Origin of the sequence: Bacteroides sp. D20 (genome assembly GCF_003436255.1) — a bacterium.
GTDB lineage: Bacteria > Bacteroidota > Bacteroidia > Bacteroidales > Bacteroidaceae > Bacteroides > Bacteroides uniformis.
This window is the reverse complement of record NZ_QSOO01000018.1, coordinates 16,860-35,807: the sequence shown is the minus strand read 5'-3', so window position 1 is coordinate 35,807 and position 18,948 is coordinate 16,860. Positions and strand designations below refer to the sequence as shown.

Sequence of the window (18,948 nt, the reverse complement as noted above, 5' to 3'; positions counted from 1 at the left end):
TCTGACTAGCTGTTGATTAGCCAATAATACTTTCTGTCTCTCTATACTGTTTGTATATATTCAATACCTGGCAATTTCATAAAACAACTATAATTTTTTTCAAAAATGCCCCTATTGGTGAGTTGTTTATGACTTGCCGTAAAAAAAACTTGCTTTTTAGCCCGAGTAACTGCTACATAAAATACACTTAATTCCTCAAAGAATGATTTTTCTATATCTTTAGTCATCACAAAATTACAGTCATTCCCATTTTTACATTTACCGCATAATCCATACCAGTTAGGAAATGAATCTTTTTCCATATCAGGAAGTATTACATAATCCCATTCTAAACCTTTTGCTGCATGTACCGTAGAGATTATTATAGACGTATTTAAGAATTCCATATATTGTTTTATACCATTATGTTCAAAGGTATCTTTAATTAGATTAATTTTATCTTCATTAGATAAAAACGAATAATCGACAAAAAGCCGAACCCAAAAAATTTCGAGTAATTCTAAAAGAGCTTTAACAAGTACGGAATCATTGTTAATATATATTTCTCGTATTTTATCAATATGTTTTTTCCCTATCTTTTTAGTAATCTTTGAATTTGATTTTAGTAATTCAATAAATTCATACAGACATTTTCTGTTGAATATTATATATTCAGCGTCTTCATCTGTAAATAATCCATAAAAGAATGGTATCTTATTGTGATTGAAAGTTTTTATAATATGCTCAATATTAGGTCCTCTTTGCTTTGCAAGTATGGCAACTTTAGCAAAGGAATCGTTTTGTAATATTTTTTGTGACTTAATTACAACTTGTAAAGCTTCTTCTTCTTGGTTATCATAGATATTAAATTCCACCTTAGATTTTAAGTTATTAGGATTATCAAAAGGAGTAATAGCATTTTGCCGTATTATTTTATCCAATTGAAGCATATTCTCATTGGATGCAAAACGATAATTCTTCTCCAATGAAATAAGCTGTAAATTGAATGTATTTTGTGCATGTGAAAGTAAATTGGGTACGGCTCCTATAAATCCATAAATTCGCTGTAACGAATCTCCTAATAGCAATATATTTGTTTTATCTGTAATTAAGAAATTCAATAGCCAATAACTTAGTAGATTGGTATCTTGAAATTCATCTACGAGAATTGATGTATAATAATTTCGGTAAAATTCTAATATTCCAAATTGTTCTTTAAACAATTTAATTGTTAAAGTAATAATTGCATTATATGGAATGGCATTCTTTATTAATAGTTTGGAGATGACAATAGAATTATATTTATCAATATTTTCTTTTAAATACTTTCCTTTTATGTTTTTAACTCCGGCGTTGAATTCTGATAAAACATTCGCTTCATCTATTGAAATATTATTAAATATTCGCATTATACTATCACTTCGGCTATCATCAACGGATTGTAGAGTATCTAAATTCGACAATGCAGGATGTAGTCTATGACCGTATTTTTTTAAAATGCTTCGACAGAAACCATGATAATTAGATACATATATTTTTTCTTTAATATTAATTTGCTTGCCTAAATCCTGCAATAGTTCCGGAATATTCTTACTTACATCTTTTTTAATTTTATATGCAGCATTTACGCTAAAAGTTAATGCTAAAAGTTTTTTTGGAACAGGTAGCTTGCCGATAGATATTAAATAGGCTATCCGGCTTACCATTGTATGTGTTTTACCATAGCCAGCAGGTGCTTCAACTAATAATCGTTTGTTGGGAGAAAAAATAATTTCTAATTGTTTTTCATCCCCTTGGTGTTTGTTCTCAATCCGAGATTTTATAATTTCTATTTCGTTTTGATACATCAGCATAAACTTTTAGCATGTTCAATTAGATTGACATATATTTGAGGGATTTCGCTTTTAGATAGTTTCATTCCTATTAAAAGTCCCAATGGTTGAGACTTATTGATTCCAAACCATGTAGAATAATAGGCTTTTAGGTTTGTGATATTTGTTTTGTCTATATCTGATAATTTGAGGTCTGTACTGATAGGTGCTGTTAAATAGCCATATTTTTTATACGCTCGTTTATTTAATGCTTGTGCATTCAGAATTCGCTCTTGCTTTTCCGAATCATATTCACAAAGTATATCGCATAATACTTCCTCTCTTCCTATATCAATCAATTTCATTAATTCAGCCTCAAAATCCCGTTCTGTTGTTTTCCATAAATTAGGAATACTTGTCGGGGTATTATCTCCATCACTATCTCTAATCCCAATACAAGGTATACCAAATTTTTCTGCTAACTGTATCAGTTGTAGAACGGAATCTCCACCTGCTTGAATGACACATATTCCGCAATCATCTAAATCTATGTCACATTTTTTGGCAAACAAGGGAAAACTTCCATATTCAGAATCCCCTTCGACAAAAATAGCACAGCGAGCAAAGAATGCTTCTTTGATAAAAGGAAAATGAAGTAAAAGATGTTTTTCAAGTTGTTCGCCGAGAGATAGATTTGTTCCTGAAACTATTTTAGTGCTTGTTCCTTTTTTATAAAGTCGAATAATCTGCTTAAAATCATTAAGAATAATACTTGGTGAATGTGTTGCGATGATGATTTGACCATCCAATTTATCAATTCCAAATAATTCTTTTATTAATAATTTCAAGTCAGAATCTTCATTATTGATAACTTTATTGAGATATTTAATAAGAGAACGTTGCATATAAGGATGTAAATGTATCTCTGGCTCGTCAAGTCCTAATACAACAGAAATAGACCTTTCTCCTGTATCCTCATTAACAAATACTCCTGTTTCTCCACGTTGGTCGGAAATTGCTTGAAGTTTATTCAAAATAGATAAAGTAACTAGTAATAAAAATTGAATTCCATATCCACATTTTGACAATGCCCCTCCTCTGGCATCTTGTAAAGAGATTAACTTTGGGAATAACAATGAAATATCCCCCTCCAAAACAGCTTTAATTGTGTGATCTTTAAAAGATTTTATTTTTTCTAATTTAGTATTTACATTAGTTAGTAAATCATTTGTAAATTCAATATCAACTAAATTATTAGTATTTATATCTTTATTCGATACGTAATCCTTAATCATTCTTGATAAAAAACGCCCTACGCCTTTACTGCTGTCAAAATTAATTTCAGAAATGGGATTTCTCAAAGAATCATAGTATATAAAGTTTAAGCATTTAATAAGGGTTGGAGATATGTATGTTTCTGTTTCTAAATGATAAAATTCCATATTATCATCAGGTGATACTTGTTTACAGATAATATTGATATAGGTGTAATCATCTATATCAAACAAGTCTTCAAAATGCCCTATTTCATCATTTGTGAGTTTTATTCGTATATTAACTGTTATTGGTAAATTTGCATCATTAAAATCATCATAAACAAATCCTCTTCGTGTGAAAATGATATTTAACAGGTTTAATATATTTGATTTCCCTAAATTATTTTCTCCAACAATAAAATTGCACGATTCGTCAAATGTAATTGTTGCAGAATTTAAATTTCGATAATTTTCAACGGAAATATCCTTTATTCTCATAATGTGCTGTTATTTTTTTATAAGCTATTTACAAGGAACAAAGGTAATCACAAAATAAACACCCAGCAATAAAACACTGGGTGTTTATCAACATACTAATTCCAAAAGATTTATTCTTCTTCGCTGCTGTCATTATTGAAACTAAACGAAAGTTGCTGCACCTGTCCGAAGCTGTCAATCACGTAAATGTCAATCGTCTGCTGGTCTGTCGATGCCGAGGTGTAGTAGAGCCTGAACGTTTCTTTCTCCAGCGGGTATAGGTCATTGGGCAGGAACACCGTGCCGTTATCCATTTCCAGCTTCCCTTTGCCGTCCGGCTGGAAGTACCTGATTTGATAGGTAGTCGGCTGGTAATAGCCGCCACGCACCAGTTGGCAGCGTATTTCGGCGGTTTCCCCGACTTTCAGCCTTTTGGGTACTGGCAGCGTTTCGATGCTGAACGGGTATGCCTGCTGAATATCCAAGTTGTCATTACAGGCAGTGACAAGCACGAGGGCGGCCACGATGTAGCAGCCCATGATGATTTTATACATTACATTCTTCATATACATTATTATATAGCGGTCAGTTGATAATGAATTTCAGTCCCACAGATACCTGCGTGTGGAACTTGCCTATGTCCGAGCCGAACAACGCCCGTTCCCTTGCGTTCAGTAGCAGAGCCACCCGGTCGGTCAGGTAGGCTTCCAGTTCCAGCGTTAAAGCCCCGCCGTAAACGAAGCAGTCCTTATCCAGCAAAGTAGAGCCGTCCGGCAACAGCTTTTCGCTTCGGTTGCTCACTTCATACCCGGCGAGTGCCGACAGTCCCAGCGACAGGAAAAAGGTCTTACGCCTGTCCGATAGGAATTTCAGGTAATAGCCGCCCTCTGCGGTGAACTGTTCGACAGGTATCTGCATATCTTTGTAGTCATACTTCTTATGCAGGTATTCCCCGCCAATCACCCAGCGGTTGGCGTTCTTGGTATAGACGCTGTATGCCGCCCCGAAATGGCAGGCAAAATCCGTGTCGGAGTTCCAATGTACCCCGTCCGCCATGCCCGCCGTTACCTGCAAGGCTTTCATGCCCGGAAGGTATCTTTGCGCGTGTGCCTGGTTCAAATTCAGGCACAGCGCAAAGAGTGTCATTATAAAAAAGATGTGTTTCTTCATTCCCTACTTTATTTTCAGTTCGTTTATCACTTCGGCGTTCACGATGTCGGCATTCTCCACCCGTATGGTCTGATGCCGACCGCCGTTCTTCTCGTAAAGCTCCACCAGCAGCAGCTTGTCGTCCGGGATGGTGAACTTCGGCAGGGCGTACACCGTTCGGACGTTGCTTTTCCCGGCAATCTCTATCACCTCGTTGTAGCTGCGTACCGCATCCAGTACCGTTTCCTGAATAGCCGTGCGTTTGGGCACTTTCTTATCGACAATCTTAAACTTGATGAAGTCCGTATCGAAAGGCACGTTGGAACTGTTCTTCGTCTGCGTATGCACGTAAAGCATCCCGTTATAGGTGTAAATCCCCTTGATTAAGAACTGTATGCCGAAACGCTTGCTGCCCAAGTGTCGCACTTTACGGTCATTGTTCTTGTAAATGCTCTGCATTATCAGTTTTACCAGCAGCGGGCTTTCATTTCCCAGTTCCCGGAAATAGATGTTCATGCGGGTATGCGAAAAGTCGGACGTATCTTCATTTTCCAAGAAGTCCTTCATTTCGATGTTGAGCATTTCCGGCTCACGGGCATACTTGGCGTTGAATGAATAGAAGCTACCGTCCTCACAGATGACGGAGAAGTTCGTTTCTCCCGGAAAGCCCTCTGTCGTGGCTTTCACCCTGATTACGTTTTCCGCACCGTCAGCCTTGCCCGCTATGATGTGGTTGCTCCCCAAATCTACATAGTGGACGGCGGAGGGGAAAATGATATGCACCGTCTTGGCGAAAGTCACTTCCACGCCGTAGGGCGTTACCATTTGTCGGTAAGGCAGCTTTCGGGTGATACCCCGGTACAAGTCGTTGCCTGCCGCATACTTCACCGTGTCGGTTTCCTGTGCGTTTGCCGCACACACGCCCAGCAGGAGGGCGCACATTACAAAAATCTGTTTCATTGTTAATTGGAAATTTTAGTGGTTTGTCAAATGATTATTGCTGTTTGGCGTAAAGCATCACCTTGTACCCGGCTTTCAGCTTTACTTTCACGGTTCGGAACTTCTTGGCGAGGTAGCCGGACGTTCCTTGCAGCAATCCCCTTGTCATGTCCATAGCCACCTGCTGCCCGGCACTCCGTGCAAAGGAAATGCTTGTACCCAGCCCGCTGCCGATATTCGCCATAGCCTCATTGAACGCTTCCTGCTCCATAGAGGACGGCACAGATAATCCCTTTTGCCCGTCCGTGTCGAACACGGCAAGCTCCACCGGGATGATGTTGCCAGCGTACTCAATCGAAGACACCAGTATGTCGAGCCGTTCGCCCTGCACCTTTGCCGTACCCGCCACAAGGGTATTCTTCGGTACGACTATGTTCCCCGCCTGCATGGGTTCAAGCAGCCGTAGTTTCACCGCCTGCCCGTCCGTCAGCGTTTGGTCTTGGTGGATGCAGGCGGCTATCGTGTTCCTGCCCATAGCGTAGCCCGTGCCTACCGCCGTGTTGAAGCCGTAGTTTCGTGGCTGGCTGTAAGCCCGGATGAAGTCGGCATCGCTCATGGGCTGCTGTAATCCCGATACGGTTGTTTCCCGGATTGCCTGCACGGGCTGGGCTTGCGGCTTTTGGGCGACAGTCCCGGCAACAGGCACTTGTGCCGTTTGTCCGTACTGCCCGCCGTCATTCATGTACTTTGCCGCCAGCTCGTAGGACTTTTCCAAGAGTGCCATTTGGTCGTCAGTGGTAGGCGTGGCGTTCTGCTGCTGTTGCAGTCTGTCAGTCAGTTCCTCCACCTGCCGCTTCAAGTCCTCTTTTTCCTCGTCCACCGCCGGGGTTTCGTAGAACGTGCTTAACTGGCGGTTGATGTCCCGGTAAGCGTTTGCCGAATAAGAAGCACCGCCGCCCCTTTGGGGCTGCACATCTTCTTCCGGCATCAGGTCGATTTCCGCTTGCGGTTCTTCCGTTTCATCGTCCCCCGTGAAACCGAAGTCCTGCAAGGATTGTATCTTGTCCTGCTGTTTGCGGTTCAGCATCGCTTGTTCGTAAGCCTTTTGCTTGTCGGCTATAATCCCGTCCTCTGCGGGGAGGGGGATGTCGGCATTGAAGCCGCCCACGCTCTCCATGTTCACGTCCTCTTTGCCGGAGGGGGCGAATATCAGGTACATACACCCGGCAAAGGCAAGGAACATCAGCGGGAAGACTATCATTTTCCTGCGCTGCTGCACCTGCTGCGGGGTAAGTTCCCGTTTGGGTTTATCTTCCTTTTTCGGCTTCCCGTCCGCCTGCGGTACGGTCGTGCCGTTCTCATTCTTCTGTACTTCTTCCATATTCCGGTCTGTTTAAGGGGTTGATACTGTTGATTGTGTCATTGCCCTGCAATGGCAGTTGTTTGATATGTTCTATTTGCAGCCGCCTGCCGTCCCGTTTCCCGATATTGTAGATTGATGAAACGGTGATGTAGATAGACAAGCCGCCGAAAAAGAAGAACATCACGAGGATAACCGCCAGCCTTTTGCCCGGCGTAATCCGTCCGCACATTCGGCGCAGGCGGTCGTCCGCCCAGTCCTGCACCTTTTCGATATAGTTTCGTTTCCTTTCCATACGGCTATCTTTTAACGGTTTGCAAATCCTTGTTCTCGGTAATGGTGAACGCTTCGATGATGAAGCCGTGCGGGTTGTTGTCGCTCCGTGTGGCGTTGAGCAGGCGGCACGAGGTCACAAGGCTTCGCACCGTCAGGCTGCTTTCCCGGACAATCAACTGGCGGGCATACGTGTTCACCTTGTAGGGGTACTGGTCGAAGTCGCATTTCACGCTGTCAATCTCCACCGTCTGCGTGACGTTTCCGGAAATCACCCGGTTGTAGTAGCCCTTTTCCGCCAAGTCCTTGTAATAGTTGAAAGCGGTCTTGTCGGCGAGGAACAGCGAGCGTTTGATGTTGCTTTCGATAGCCCCCTTGTCGGGCGAGAGCGTGAAGAAAAGCTCGTGGAAACGCCGCACGTGCGATTTGGCTTCCACGGGTCTGTTCTGTGCCATGTCCTGCGAGAGTGCCAGCATCAGGCTTTTGCCGTTGTCGAGGACGTAAATCTTCTGCCGCTGCTTTTCGGCGAAGCTGTACGAGTTCCACACGGCAAAGCCCGTCACCAGTGCGCACAGGCAGATGAATACCAGCGCAAAGAGCCGGATTTGCCGGAAACTCGTTTCGATGTTCGTTAATGATTTAAATTCCATATACTAAATTTTGATGTTGGTTATTTGAGTAGTTTCCCGGTTACTTTCCCGCTTGCCGCACCGACCGCAGCCCCGGCGATTGACCCAGCCCGTGCCACGTTGCGGTTATAGGCAGACGTGCCGCCAGCCGAGACAATCCAGCTTGCCACCGTAGGAATGGTGAAGTAGCCCACGATACCGATAATCATAAAGATTACATACACGGTGCTGCTCCCGTCCGGGATGAAATTCGGGTCTGAAAGTTCCTGAATGTCCTTTTGGAGCATCAGCGTTTGTATGCGTGCCAGCACGCTGCTGAACAAGTCGGACACGGGCAACCACAGGTAAATGGAGATATAGCGTGAAATCCACTGGGTCAGCGTGCTTTGGAAACCGTCATAGACGGAAATCGCAAACGCCAGCGGACCCAGTATCGAAAGCACAATCAGGAAGAACGTGCGCAGCGTGTCTATAATCAGCCCCGCCGCCTGAAAGAGCATTTCCAACAGTTCCCTGAACCAGTCCCGGACGGACTTCTTTATATTGTACGCCGCCCTGTCCATGTACATACCCGTCACAGTCACCATGTCGGAGGGCGACCAGCCCAGTTCTTCCAGTTGTCTGTCAAATTCCTCGTCCGATGCGAGGTAAGCCGTTTCGGGGCTTCGCATCAGGGCTTCATATTCCAGTCGGTCTTTTTGCGCCCGGTACTCGTTCATGTCGAAAGTCTGCGTTTCCATAAGCTGGTAGCACCCTTTCACCACTGGCGACAGCACCGTGTTGATAGTCCCCAGCACGAACGTGGGAAAGAACATGATGCACAGCCCCAGCGCAAAGGGACGCAGGAGCGGGTACACGTCTATGGGTTCGGCACGTGCGAGCGACTGCCACACTTTGGCGGCTACATAGAACAGCGCACCCAGCCCGGCAATACCTTTCGCTACCCCCGTCATGTTGCTGCACAAGGGCATCATTTCATCGTAAAGCACCCGCAACACTTGGTGCAGGTTGTCAAAATCCACCGCTGCTAATAACATAGGCATACCGATTTATATGTTACCAGTAGCGTTCATCCGCCGAGCCGTAGAGAGCCAGCACCCGGTCGGTGTCGTTCTTCTTCTTTGCCCGCAGGTAGGACACGGATATGTTCTTGCGGGTGTAGTAGTTCACGAGGTTGCGGTAGTTGAGCAGGCTTCGATAAGCGTTGTCGATGATTGCCAGCCGTTCGGCATCCGTCAGCGACATACCCGTGATGTTCACTACATTCTTCAAGTCCTGCAACACGTCCGAGCTTTCCGACATCAGTTTGGCATAGCCGAACGATATTGCCGACAGTTCGTCAGGCGTGAAATTCGGGTCTGCCAGCATACTTTGGAAGTTGCGCACGTAGATTTCGGATATTTCCGCCACCAGTTCAATGGACTTCTTCACCTTGACACCGCCCTTAACCACGTCATGCACCGCTTTGAGCGCATCGTAATATTTTTTACCCTGCTGGAAAATCTTCTGCGCTTCCATGAAGCCGTCCAGCGTGTTCTTGGCTGTGGTGGAAGTCTGCACTATCTGCTTAGTGGTGTTGATGATACCCTGTGCCAAGTTGCCGGGGTCTGACACCACCCACTGTGCGGATGCGTTGCCGATGAAGCAAAGGCACACCGCCATAAGGAGAATTGTTTTCTTCATGTTCCTAATTTTTAAGTTGTTGATGATTGGGGATTGCGTTTGCTTTCCGCAAGCCGCTTGATAGCCAGTTCAAGGTTGCCGCCCAGCTTCTCGGCGAGGGCGAACAGTTCCATTTTCTCGCTTTCCTCTGTAGTGTACGTGTAGTATTCGTCCAACGAAACTTCTGTGGCGTACACCGCCGACTGCGTGCCGCCCAGCGAGAAGAAAACTTCCTTGTACTTCCGTCCGGGGTGGTTCGCCATGTTGATAGACAATATCTGCGAACGCTCCTTGTCGGTCAGTCCGAGCAGGTTTTGTATGCTGTCAAACTTGTTGAGATATTTTCGCTGGTCTAACAAAATCTTGCAGTCCGAGTTATTGATGATACTCTCTTTCACTATGGGCGAGGAAATAATATCTTCCACTTCCTGCGTTACCACAATCGCTTCCCCAAAATACTTTCGGACAGTTTTGTACAAATATTTTATGTAGTCCGCCATGTTCGCTGACGCAATCGCTTTCCACGCTTCCTCGATTAGTATTAACTTCCTTATCCCCTTTAACTTGCGCATCTTGTTTATAAAGGCTTCCATAATAATGATAGTCGTTATCGGGAACAAAATCTTGTGGTCTTTGATGTTATCCAACTCAAAGACTATGAAGCGTTTATGCAGCAAATCCAGCTCCTTGTCGGAGTTCAGCAGGTAGTCGTACTCACCACCACGATAGTACGGTTCAAGCACGTTCAGGAAGTTGTCGATGTCAAAATCCTTTTCCCTGACGTTCTTCTGTTCAAGCTGTCGGCGGTAATCATCCCGGACAAACTCGTAGAACGTGTTGAAACAGGGCGTTACCGACCTGTCGCCCGTGATACGTTCGATATAGGCACTTACCGCATTGGACAACGCCACTTCTTCCGACCGCTTCGGGGCTTCATCGTCCCGCTTCCATAAAGTAAGGATAAGCGTCTTGATACTCTCTTTCTTCTCTATGTCAAATACCCCGTCTTCGACATAGAACGGGTTGAACGCTATCGGGTTCTCGTTGGTATAGGTGAAATAAATCCCGTCCTCGCCGTGCGTGCGGTTGTGGATAAGCTGGGACAGCCCCAAGTAACTGTTACCCGTATCTACCAGCAGCACGTGCGCCCCCTGCTCGTAATACTGGCGCACCATGTGGTTGGTGAAGAAAGACTTCCCGCTACCACTCGGCCCAAGTATGAACTTGTTGCGGTTTGTGGTGATGCCTTTCTTCATGGGCAAATCCGATATGTCGATGTGCAGCGGGCGACCGCTTACCCTGTCCACCATTTTAATGCCGAACGGGGAAAGCGAACTCTTGTAGTTCGTTTCTTCCACGAACAGGCAGAGAGCCTGCCCCAAGAACGTGTAGAAACTTTCCTCTGCGGGGAAGTCGGCTTCGTTGCCGGGTATGCCCGCCCAAAAGAGCGTGGGCGTGTCGGTGGTGTTGTGGCGTGGCTTGCACTCCATTAGTGCAAGCTGGCTTCCCACATCGTTGCGTATGCGTTTGAGTTCGTCCCTGTCGTCACTCCATGCCATGACGTTGCAGTGGCAGCGCACCGAGATAAGCCCCTTGCTGTGGGCTTCGTTCAGGTACTCGTCTATCCACTCCTTGTTCACTTGGTTGGCACGAGAATAGCGGGAGAGCGATTGCATATTCCGGGCGGTCTGCTCGAAGTTCTTCAGGTTTTCGGCGTGGTCGTCTATGAAGATGAACTGGTTATAGACGTGGTTACACGACAACAGCACGCCCACCGGGGCGGCGAATGACAGTCGGCAGTCGCTCCGGTCAGTGGACAGCTTCTCAAATCGGCAGTCCGTCCCGACCTTTCCGGGCAAATCTTCCACGTCCGAGAGCGTGTGCAGGCACAGTATGTCGTCCCCGACACGCATTTCTTCCGGGTACAGCCCGATGTCTTTCAGGCAAGTAGTGTCGGTTTGCGAGAGCGAGAAGTATTTCTCGATGATGCCCGCCTTTCCGTCCTGCCCGGTGATTTCCGATGCCGCCAGCCGGGTAAGCGTGACAAAGCCGCTGTCGTTCATAATCCTTTCAAACTGCCCGACCGCTTCGATGAACTTTGCCGCCGCTTCCTTGTCGGCTATCTCCCGAGGGAGAATCCTGCCCCGGCAGAGGGTGGAGAAGTCGCTCTGTCGGCGGCTTCTCTCCCTTGTCGTTTTCGTCAGGAACAGGTAACAGTAATGGTTCAGGAACGGGCGTTCATTGAAGTGCCGTTCAAAGGAGCGGCTTAAAAAACTAAGTTCGTCCCTTTCCGTGTCGGGCTGGTAGTTCTCTTTGATGAAGAAGTCCTGCTTGTGTACTATGGAGTAGTCGGGCAGCACCTTGATTGCCTTGTACCACGCCGAATGTATGGCTTCGTACTCGGCACTGGTGACGGTGAACAGTTCGGGCAGTTCCACCCTGAAAGCCACCGTTATGTCCGCATCCTTTGAAATGATGCAGCCGTTCTCCACCGCCAAAAGTGGAAATTTCCTTTCCAGCGTGGTAGCCTTTAATGTATTCCTCATGTTCTTTCTTCCTTTCTTCTTTTGTAGTTGAACAGCCGGGGTATCGCCTTTCGGCTGATAATGAAGCGTGGGTGTCTTTTGCGTGCGGCTGCTTTCATCAGCCCGTGCGTGCCGTACCGTGCGTTGAGCCGGAACGTCTGCCACACGAGCAGCAGCGAAGCCGACACGATGAAACCGATACATATCCACTGGTTCACGCCTGCCATGAACAGGACGATGAACACCACGAAGACGGCAAGCAAGCCGCCGCAAAAGATAAAGAGGTACTGGCTTTTCAACCCCTTGAACTCCACCGGCTTCCCGATACCCCTGTTTACCGGATATTCAGACATAGCCGCTGGTTTAGAGGAAGAACGACCGCAGGATAGTGGCGGCGACAATCAGGAAGATGCACGCCCCGAACCAACTGGCGGCGGTCTTTGAGGTGTCGGGGTCGCCGCTCGAAAATTTGTTATACACTTTTACCCCGCCAATCAAGCCGCAGACCGCCCCGATTGCGTACACCAGTTTTGTTCCGGGGTCGAAATACCCTGTGATTAGGTTCGTGGCTTCGGTGATGCCCGCCTGCCCGTTGCCCTGTGCGTAGGCACTTACCGCAGCGGCAAGGATAGCCGCCGACAAAAAGATTCTCTTTCTCATTGTGATTTGTTTTTAATGCCGGGTGGCGGGTGGGAAGTCCGCCTTTCCCGGCTGGTGAATAATTTGAAATTTTAGTGGTCGGGAGCAGTCCCGTTTGTCTGTTTGGTTTTCAGGTTGCCAATCAACCGTAGTCACGTTGCTTCATATTGTTACACATTATCATATTATAGGAAATCGTTCATGTCGAACGCTTCATGTTCCTTGCTTGTACCGCCAGCTTCGGCAGGAACAGCAGCTGTAGCCAGTTCCGCTTCGTTGCGTCCCAGCAGTTCAGCCACCTTTGCCAGCCCCCCGTTGATGTTCTCCACCACCGCATCGTAGAGGTTCGTTCCCTCAATGCTTGCCAGTGTCCCGGCGGCTTGCCGCTGTTCAGCTTCGGTGGAGTTGTCGGCGTTCGCCGTGCGTACCGCTTCGCCCAGTTCGTCAAAGCTCACGCCCGTAGCTCGCCCGGTATCATCGTCACCGTCCATGTACCCGGCTATTTCCTCGTCCTCGTAGTCGGGTTCGTCATTCTCGTAACCGGGTGTTTCTTCCGACAGTCCGTCAGCCTGCGGCGCAAAAATAGTATCATTTTCAGCCGCTTTCGGGAGGTGTCCCGATTTGTCCTGCGCTGTCCCGATTAGTCCGCCCTTGTATCGGCTTTCACCTATCAGCGTGTAGCCTGAAACCCCGTTTCGTGGAAGCGGCGCATCATCCGTTCTGCCCGGTGATGTCCGGCTGTCCGTGTAGCGATACCACAGCCACAGGGCGATGTAGTACACCAAAAGCCCGGTTAATATGCAATAGACTACCATAGCTAAAAGGGCTTTTGGAAGTTGCTTTCGTACAGTGTGTTTATCTCGTCTTGGTACTGCTCGAAGTGGCGCAGCAGAATGTTTTCCACGTAGCTGCTTACCGTTACCTTGCGCCCGCCTATCACCGTCACGATACGCATCAGCTTCTCGTGCGTGGAACGGCTCACGTACAAGGGCTGTCGGTCTGCCAGTTCCACTTTCTGAAAATAGGTTTCCCGGTAGTCACCCGAACCGCCCTTGCGCTTGCGGGGTGTCGGTTTCTCTACTTGCACCGTTTCTGTTTGTGTTTCTTGCGGTACATCATTCGTCTTATTATTATCTTGTTTACTGGGGACACCTTGCGAGATAAGTTCTTTCATGAAATCCTCGTCTATCTTCGGCATCCCGCCGCTTTGCTTTGCCATATCATTGTAATTTGATGTAGTACGTTATTTCGGTTATCAGTTCTTCCAAGTTGCTTCCCCTCACCAGCAGGCGGCTGGCGGGAAAGAGCGTGGAGCGGAACACCGCCTTTTTATCCGCTACCAGTTCCTTTTTGTAGCGTTTGGTATCGGGGATAAAGGTTTTCATCAGCGGTAGTTCCAGTTCCTTAATCGTCTTGTCGTAGGCGGTGTAAAGGTCTGTTTTCTCCCGCCCGTCCACCATGTTCCAAAAGAGGTACAGCCCGGCAAGTCGGCAAGTTTCATTCTTCACTAATAGCTTTTGGATAGTCACCGCAAACGACAGGCTGCTTTCCAGCACCACCTTGTCGGCTGAAATGGGGGTGAAGATGTAGTCCATGCCCGCAAGGGAGTTTATCACGCCCTCGCTGTTCACCGTGCCGGGCAGGTCGAAAAACACGATATCCGGCACGTGCCCGGTGGCTATATATTCGTCAGCCGTTGCAATCGCCTTTTCAGGCGAACTACACAATACCGGGTAGGCTTTCTTCCCCAACCGGGTAAACTGTTCATACGCCATGCGCTTGTAATCTTCATCAGCCCCGACCTGTTCGGCATCCCGCTTTCGCATCCCGGCAATGGAGTGTTGCGGGTAGTCGCAATCGACCACCGCCACATCGTAGCCTTTGAGGTAATAGAGGTAACTTGCCGCCAGCACGGTAAAGGTGGTTTTGCCGACCCCGCCCTTTTGGGTGGAAAAGGCGACATAAAGGGGTGTTTTCTCGTTTTCCATATTGCTTTCTTTCATTATTGGTTGATAGATTTATTTATTGCTTTCATCCTTTCTATATTGCAATCTTGAAATATTGAAAGACTGTTTTATTTCAATCTTGTTTTCCTGCTTTCATCCTTTCTTGAAATATTGAAATCCTGCAATCACGTTTTCTTGAAATCATGCTTTCAATCATTCTTTCCTGGTTGGAATATTTCTTTCAATCTTGCTTTCAATCTTGAAATCCGATGCAAATAAAAGGAGAAAAAACGTCCGTTTTCAGATGTGTCCCGATTTGTCCTGTGCTGTCCCGTTTTGTCCACCAACCGCCTATTTTACAGCATTATAAATCACCGTTACTTTGCAGCGGAGTAACGAACCGCAGGGGGCAGAGGTGTAAAACCGGGCTGGTGAACGCAGGGCTTACCGTTCCACGCTAACCCCAATCCGTCCGTGACGGATTTCTATTTTCGTCAGAAAATAGCAAGGTGTGTTCTATGGCACATAGAACCGTTTTCCGTGCCTGAAAACGCCTTGCCCCTTGCGGGGGTAAAAATCACTCCGAAGTCGTAATTTTTTTAATCCAAAGAAGCATGGAAACAAGAAAAACAAACAAGGGCGGTCGCCCCGCCCTCGCAGACCCGGCGAAACATCGCCATGTCCTTTACCTGAACGATCGGGAGAACGCCCGCTTCCTCTCGCAATGGGAGCAGTCGGGCGTTACGAGCAAGTCCCGGTTCATCGCCGCCCGGCTGTTCGGCGAGCCGTTCCGGGTAGTGAAAGTGGACAAGTCGGCGGTCGAGTATTGCGCCCGGCTGACCGAATTTTATGCTCAGTTCCGGGCGGTAGCGGTCAATTACAACCAAGTGGTAAAGGCTCTGAATAGTAACTTTTCGGAGAAAAAGGCACTGGCTTTTCTCTATAAACTGGAGAAAGCGACTACTGAATTGTCGGCATTGAACCGCCAAGTTATAGCATTAACTAATGAATGTAAAGAACTATGGTTGCCAAAATAAGCACGGGCAGCAATATGTTCGGCGCAGTGGCTTACAACCAAAACAAGGTGGACAGCGAAGAAGCAAAGGTGCTTTTCTCCAACCGGATGCTGTTGGGCGAGGACGGAAATTTCTCTATCGGCGAGTGTATGCGCAGCTTTGAAATGCAGATGCCCGTCCAGCTATCCACCAAGAAGCCGATACTTCATATTTCCATAAACCCGCACCCGGAAGACGTGCTGACCGACCAGCAGCTTTCCGACATTGCCAAAGAGTATATGCGGAAGTTGGGCTATGGCGACCAGCCTTATTTGGTGTACAAGCATACCGACATCGACCGCTACCATATCCACATCGTGGGGTTGCGGGTGGACGAGAACGGCAGACCGCTGAATGACAGGTTCGAGCATCGGCGCAGCAAGCAAATCACCCGTGAACTGGAAAAGAAATACGGGCTACGCCCGGCAGAGCGAAAGGAACGTGCAGAACGTCCGGAACTGAAAAAGGTGGACTATGCCGCCGGGGACGTGAAGCACCAAGTCGGCAACACCGTGAAAGCGGCTTGTTATGGCTACCGCTTCCAGTCGTTCGGAGAGTACAAGGCTTTGCTTGCCGCTTACAACGTGTGCGCCGAGGAAGTCAAAGGGGAGATAAACGGCAAGCCCTATCAGGGCATAGTCTATTCCGCCATGAACGACAAGGGCGAAAAGGCGGGCAACCCGGTAAAGGCTTCCCGCATCGGCAAGTCGGTAGGTTATGAAGCGGTGCAGCGCAGAATGGAAAAATCGGGCGAAGCAATCAAGAACGGCAAGCTGAAAGAGCGTACCCGGAAGATTGTCGCCACTGCCATGCAGACCGCCCGCAGCCGCAAGGAACTGGAACAGCAGCTAAGAAAACAGGGCATTGACGTGGTATTCCGTCAGAACGATAGCGGGCGCATCTATGGCGTTACTTTCATCGACCACGACAGCCGGGTGGTGCTGAACGGTTCACGCTTGGGCAAGGAGTATTCGGCGAACGTGTTCAACGATTTGTATTCCGATGAAAGAAAAGCGGATATACGGCAGGAACAATCCACGTATCAGGAACAACCGGGCTTTACGCCGAAATCCGATATCGTTCCGGGTGTGGCTTCCGTGCTGGGAGCTTTCGGCGGTTTGCTGGGCGGCGGTGCATCAGGCGGTGACGAGCCGCAGGACACCGCCCGCCAAAAGAGAAAGAAGAAAAAGAAGCGCACAAGGCGCATCGACTAACTAAAAAACATTACAATCATGCAACAGGAAGATGATTTGAGAGGGCTTGCAAGGGTCATGGACTTTATGCGGGCAATCAGTATTCTATTCGTGGGAATAAACGTGTACTGGTTCTGTTACTCCACCCTGAAAGAATGGGGAGTGACGTTTGAGGTGATAGACAAGATACTGTGGAACTTCCAGCGCACCACCGGGCTGTTCTCGTCCGTCCTTTGGACGAAACTTTTTGCGGTGGTGTTCCTCGCCCTGTCGTGCATCGGCACTAAGGGCGTGAAAGAGGAAAAGATAACGTGGACGAAGATACATTGCAGCCTTGCGGCGGGTGTCGTGTTGTTTTTCCTGAACTGGTGGCTGCTGGAACTTCCGCTGCCACACACGGCGGATGCCGTGTTTTATATCGCCACGTTGTCAGCGGGCTATATCTGTATGCTCATGGCGGGTACGTGGATGTCCCGGCTGTTGAAGAACAACCTCATGGATGATGTCTTTAACACGGAGAACGAAAGTTTCCAGCAGGAAACAAGGCTTATCGAGAACGAGTATTCCGTAAATCTGCCTACCCGTTTCTACTATAAGAAGAAATGGAATAATGGCTGGATAAATGTTGTAAACCCGTTCCGTGCCAGCCTTGTATTGGGAACGCCGGGCAGCGGTAAGTCGTATGCAGTGGTAAACAGTTACATAAAACAGCAAATCGAGAAAGGCTTTGCGCTCTACTGCTATGATTATAAGTTCCCCGATTTGTCGGAAATCGCTTATAATCATCTGCTTACCAACTTGGACGGTTACAAGGTAAAACCTAAATTCTACATTATCAATTTTGACGACCCCCGCAAGAGCCACCGATGCAACCCTATAAACGCCAGCTTCATGTCGGACATTGCGGATGCCTATGAAGCCAGCTACACGATAATGCTTAACCTCAATCGCTCTTGGATAAGCAAGCAGGGCGATTTCTTCGTGGAAAGCCCGATTATTCTTTTGGCAGCTATAATTTGGTATCTCCGTATCTATCAAGGCGGCAGGTATTGCACGTTCCCCCATGCCATAGAACTGTTGAACAAGAAATACGCCGATGTGTTCACGATTTTGCGCAGCTATCCCGAACTGGAAAACTACCTTTCACCGTTCGTAGATGCTTGGGAATCAGATGCACAAGAGCAGTTGCAGGGGCAGATTGCCAGTGCGAAAATCCCGCTTTCAAGGATGATTTCACCCGCCCTTTACTGGGTAATGACGGGCGATGATTTCTCGCTGGACATCAACAACCCGAAAGAACCTAAAATACTGGTTGTCGGCAACAATCCCGACCGTCAGAATATCTACTCGGCGGCACTGGGACTATATAATTCCCGTATCGTGAAGCTGATAAACAAGAAAGGACAGCTTAAAAGTTCGGTGATAATAGATGAATTACCGACCATATATTTTCGTGGGTTGGATAATTTGATTGCCACCGCCCGAAGCAACAAGGTTGCGGTTCTGTTAGGCTTTCAGGATTACAGCCAGCTTACCCGTGATTACGGGGACAAGGAAAGCCGGGTTATCCAAAATACGGTGGGTAACGTGTTCAGCGGTCAGGTGGTCGGTGAAACGGCGAAAATCCTTTCCGAGCGTTTCGGTAAGGTGTTGCAGAAACGGCAGAGCATGACGATAAACCAACGGGAAAAATCCACCTCGATAAGCACCCAAATGGACAGCCTGATACCCGCCAGCAAAATATCCAACCTCACGCAAGGTATGTTCGTGGGTGCTGTGGCGGACAACTTCGATGAACGGATAGAGCAGAAGATTTTCCACTGTGAAATCGTGGTGGACAATGAAAAGGTGAAGCGGGAAACCGCCCGTTACGTGAAGTTGCCGCAGATAATCGACTTTACCGACATGGACGGCAACGACCGGATGCAGGAGGAGATACAAGCCAACTATGACCGCATCCGTCAGGAAGTCCGGCAGATTGTCGAGGACGAGATAACCCGGATTAAGAACGACCCGGAGCTATGCCACTTGATTAAGGAGGAAGAATAGCTGTAT

Annotated in this window: 19 protein-coding genes; 3 read left to right on the top strand and 16 right to left on the bottom strand. The window is 47.5% G+C overall.

From position 1 onward, the window contains the following. Positions 1 to 41: 41 nt before the first annotated feature. The 16 genes from DXD78_RS16845 to DXD78_RS16770 form a co-directional block, all read right to left on the bottom strand. The gene (locus tag DXD78_RS16845) at positions 42 to 1,826 is read right to left on the bottom strand and encodes a UvrD-helicase domain-containing protein (protein ID WP_158560249.1); all 1,785 of its coding nucleotides are present in this window, start codon (positions 1,824 to 1,826) and stop codon (positions 42 to 44) included. Further along, positions 1,826 to 3,544: an ATP-dependent endonuclease gene (locus DXD78_RS16840; RefSeq protein WP_117652887.1), complete on the bottom strand. Its 1,719-nt coding sequence runs from the start codon at positions 3,542 to 3,544 to the stop codon at positions 1,826 to 1,828. The genes DXD78_RS16845 and DXD78_RS16840 overlap by 1 nt, the downstream gene beginning before the upstream one ends. A gap of 110 nt (positions 3,545 to 3,654) precedes the next feature. Continuing rightward, entirely contained in the window at positions 3,655 to 4,095 is a 441-nt protein-coding gene (locus DXD78_RS16835) for a DUF3872 domain-containing protein (protein WP_117652886.1), read from the bottom strand. A gap of 13 nt (positions 4,096 to 4,108) precedes the next feature. Continuing rightward, positions 4,109 to 4,693, bottom strand: a complete 585-nt coding sequence (locus DXD78_RS16830) for a conjugal transfer protein TraO (protein WP_117652885.1) — start codon at positions 4,691 to 4,693, stop codon at positions 4,109 to 4,111. A 3-nt stretch (positions 4,694 to 4,696) separates the two neighbouring features. Beyond that, entirely contained in the window at positions 4,697 to 5,632 is a 936-nt protein-coding gene (gene traN, locus DXD78_RS16825; protein WP_117652884.1) for a conjugative transposon protein TraN, read from the bottom strand. A gap of 34 nt (positions 5,633 to 5,666) precedes the next feature. After that, the gene (gene traM, locus DXD78_RS16820) at positions 5,667 to 6,992 is read right to left on the bottom strand and encodes a conjugative transposon protein TraM (RefSeq protein ID WP_117652883.1); all 1,326 of its coding nucleotides are present in this window, start codon (positions 6,990 to 6,992) and stop codon (positions 5,667 to 5,669) included. Beyond that, positions 6,970 to 7,266 carry a TraL conjugative transposon family protein gene (locus DXD78_RS16815; protein ID WP_117652882.1) on the bottom strand — a complete coding sequence of 99 codons (297 nt, stop codon included), beginning with the start codon at positions 7,264 to 7,266 and terminating at the stop codon, positions 6,970 to 6,972. Before DXD78_RS16815 ends, traM begins: the two co-directional genes overlap by 23 nt. A gap of 4 nt (positions 7,267 to 7,270) precedes the next feature. After that, positions 7,271 to 7,894: a conjugative transposon protein TraK gene (traK, locus tag DXD78_RS16810; RefSeq protein WP_004309966.1), complete on the bottom strand. Its 624-nt coding sequence runs from the start codon at positions 7,892 to 7,894 to the stop codon at positions 7,271 to 7,273. A gap of 20 nt (positions 7,895 to 7,914) precedes the next feature. Beyond that, on the bottom strand, positions 7,915 to 8,910 hold the full coding sequence (gene traJ, locus DXD78_RS16805; RefSeq protein WP_117652881.1) for a conjugative transposon protein TraJ: 996 nt from the start codon (positions 8,908 to 8,910) through the stop codon (positions 7,915 to 7,917). 19 nt (positions 8,911 to 8,929) lie between these two features. Beyond that, positions 8,930 to 9,556: a DUF4141 domain-containing protein gene (locus DXD78_RS16800; protein ID WP_100263226.1), complete on the bottom strand. Its 627-nt coding sequence runs from the start codon at positions 9,554 to 9,556 to the stop codon at positions 8,930 to 8,932. A gap of 11 nt (positions 9,557 to 9,567) precedes the next feature. Next, positions 9,568 to 12,081, bottom strand: a complete 2,514-nt coding sequence (locus DXD78_RS16795) for a TraG family conjugative transposon ATPase (RefSeq protein WP_117652880.1) — start codon at positions 12,079 to 12,081, stop codon at positions 9,568 to 9,570. Then, a complete protein-coding gene (locus DXD78_RS16790) occupies positions 12,078 to 12,413 on the bottom strand; it encodes a DUF4133 domain-containing protein (protein ID WP_034531223.1) in 336 nt (111 codons plus the stop codon). Before DXD78_RS16790 ends, DXD78_RS16795 begins: the two co-directional genes overlap by 4 nt. Before the next feature lie 10 nt (positions 12,414 to 12,423). Further along, entirely contained in the window at positions 12,424 to 12,720 is a 297-nt protein-coding gene (locus DXD78_RS16785) for a DUF4134 domain-containing protein (protein ID WP_100263229.1), read from the bottom strand. 164 nt (positions 12,721 to 12,884) lie between these two features. Continuing rightward, positions 12,885 to 13,514: a hypothetical protein gene (locus DXD78_RS16780; RefSeq protein WP_117652879.1), complete on the bottom strand. Its 630-nt coding sequence runs from the start codon at positions 13,512 to 13,514 to the stop codon at positions 12,885 to 12,887. A gap of 2 nt (positions 13,515 to 13,516) precedes the next feature. Further along, positions 13,517 to 13,918 carry a DUF3408 domain-containing protein gene (locus DXD78_RS16775; protein WP_117652878.1) on the bottom strand — a complete coding sequence of 134 codons (402 nt, stop codon included), beginning with the start codon at positions 13,916 to 13,918 and terminating at the stop codon, positions 13,517 to 13,519. Between the two features lies 1 nt (position 13,919). Further along, on the bottom strand, positions 13,920 to 14,702 hold the full coding sequence (locus DXD78_RS16770) for a ParA family protein (protein ID WP_117652877.1): 783 nt from the start codon (positions 14,700 to 14,702) through the stop codon (positions 13,920 to 13,922). Positions 14,703 to 15,259: 557 nt separating this feature from the next. Here DXD78_RS16770 and mobA point away from each other — a divergent pair. From mobA to mobC, 3 genes are read left to right on the top strand one after another with little or no spacing between them, the layout of a single operon-like run. Beyond that, a complete protein-coding gene (gene mobA, locus DXD78_RS16760; protein ID WP_117652875.1) occupies positions 15,260 to 15,682 on the top strand; it encodes a conjugal transfer protein MobA in 423 nt (140 codons plus the stop codon). Continuing rightward, positions 15,667 to 16,914 carry a conjugal transfer protein MobB gene (mobB, locus tag DXD78_RS16755; protein ID WP_117652874.1) on the top strand — a complete coding sequence of 416 codons (1,248 nt, stop codon included), beginning with the start codon at positions 15,667 to 15,669 and terminating at the stop codon, positions 16,912 to 16,914. The genes mobA and mobB overlap by 16 nt, the downstream gene beginning before the upstream one ends. An 18-nt stretch (positions 16,915 to 16,932) precedes the next feature. Further along, positions 16,933 to 18,942, top strand: a complete 2,010-nt coding sequence (mobC, locus tag DXD78_RS16750) for a conjugal transfer protein MobC (protein WP_117652873.1) — start codon at positions 16,933 to 16,935, stop codon at positions 18,940 to 18,942. Positions 18,943 to 18,948 lie beyond the last annotated feature (6 nt).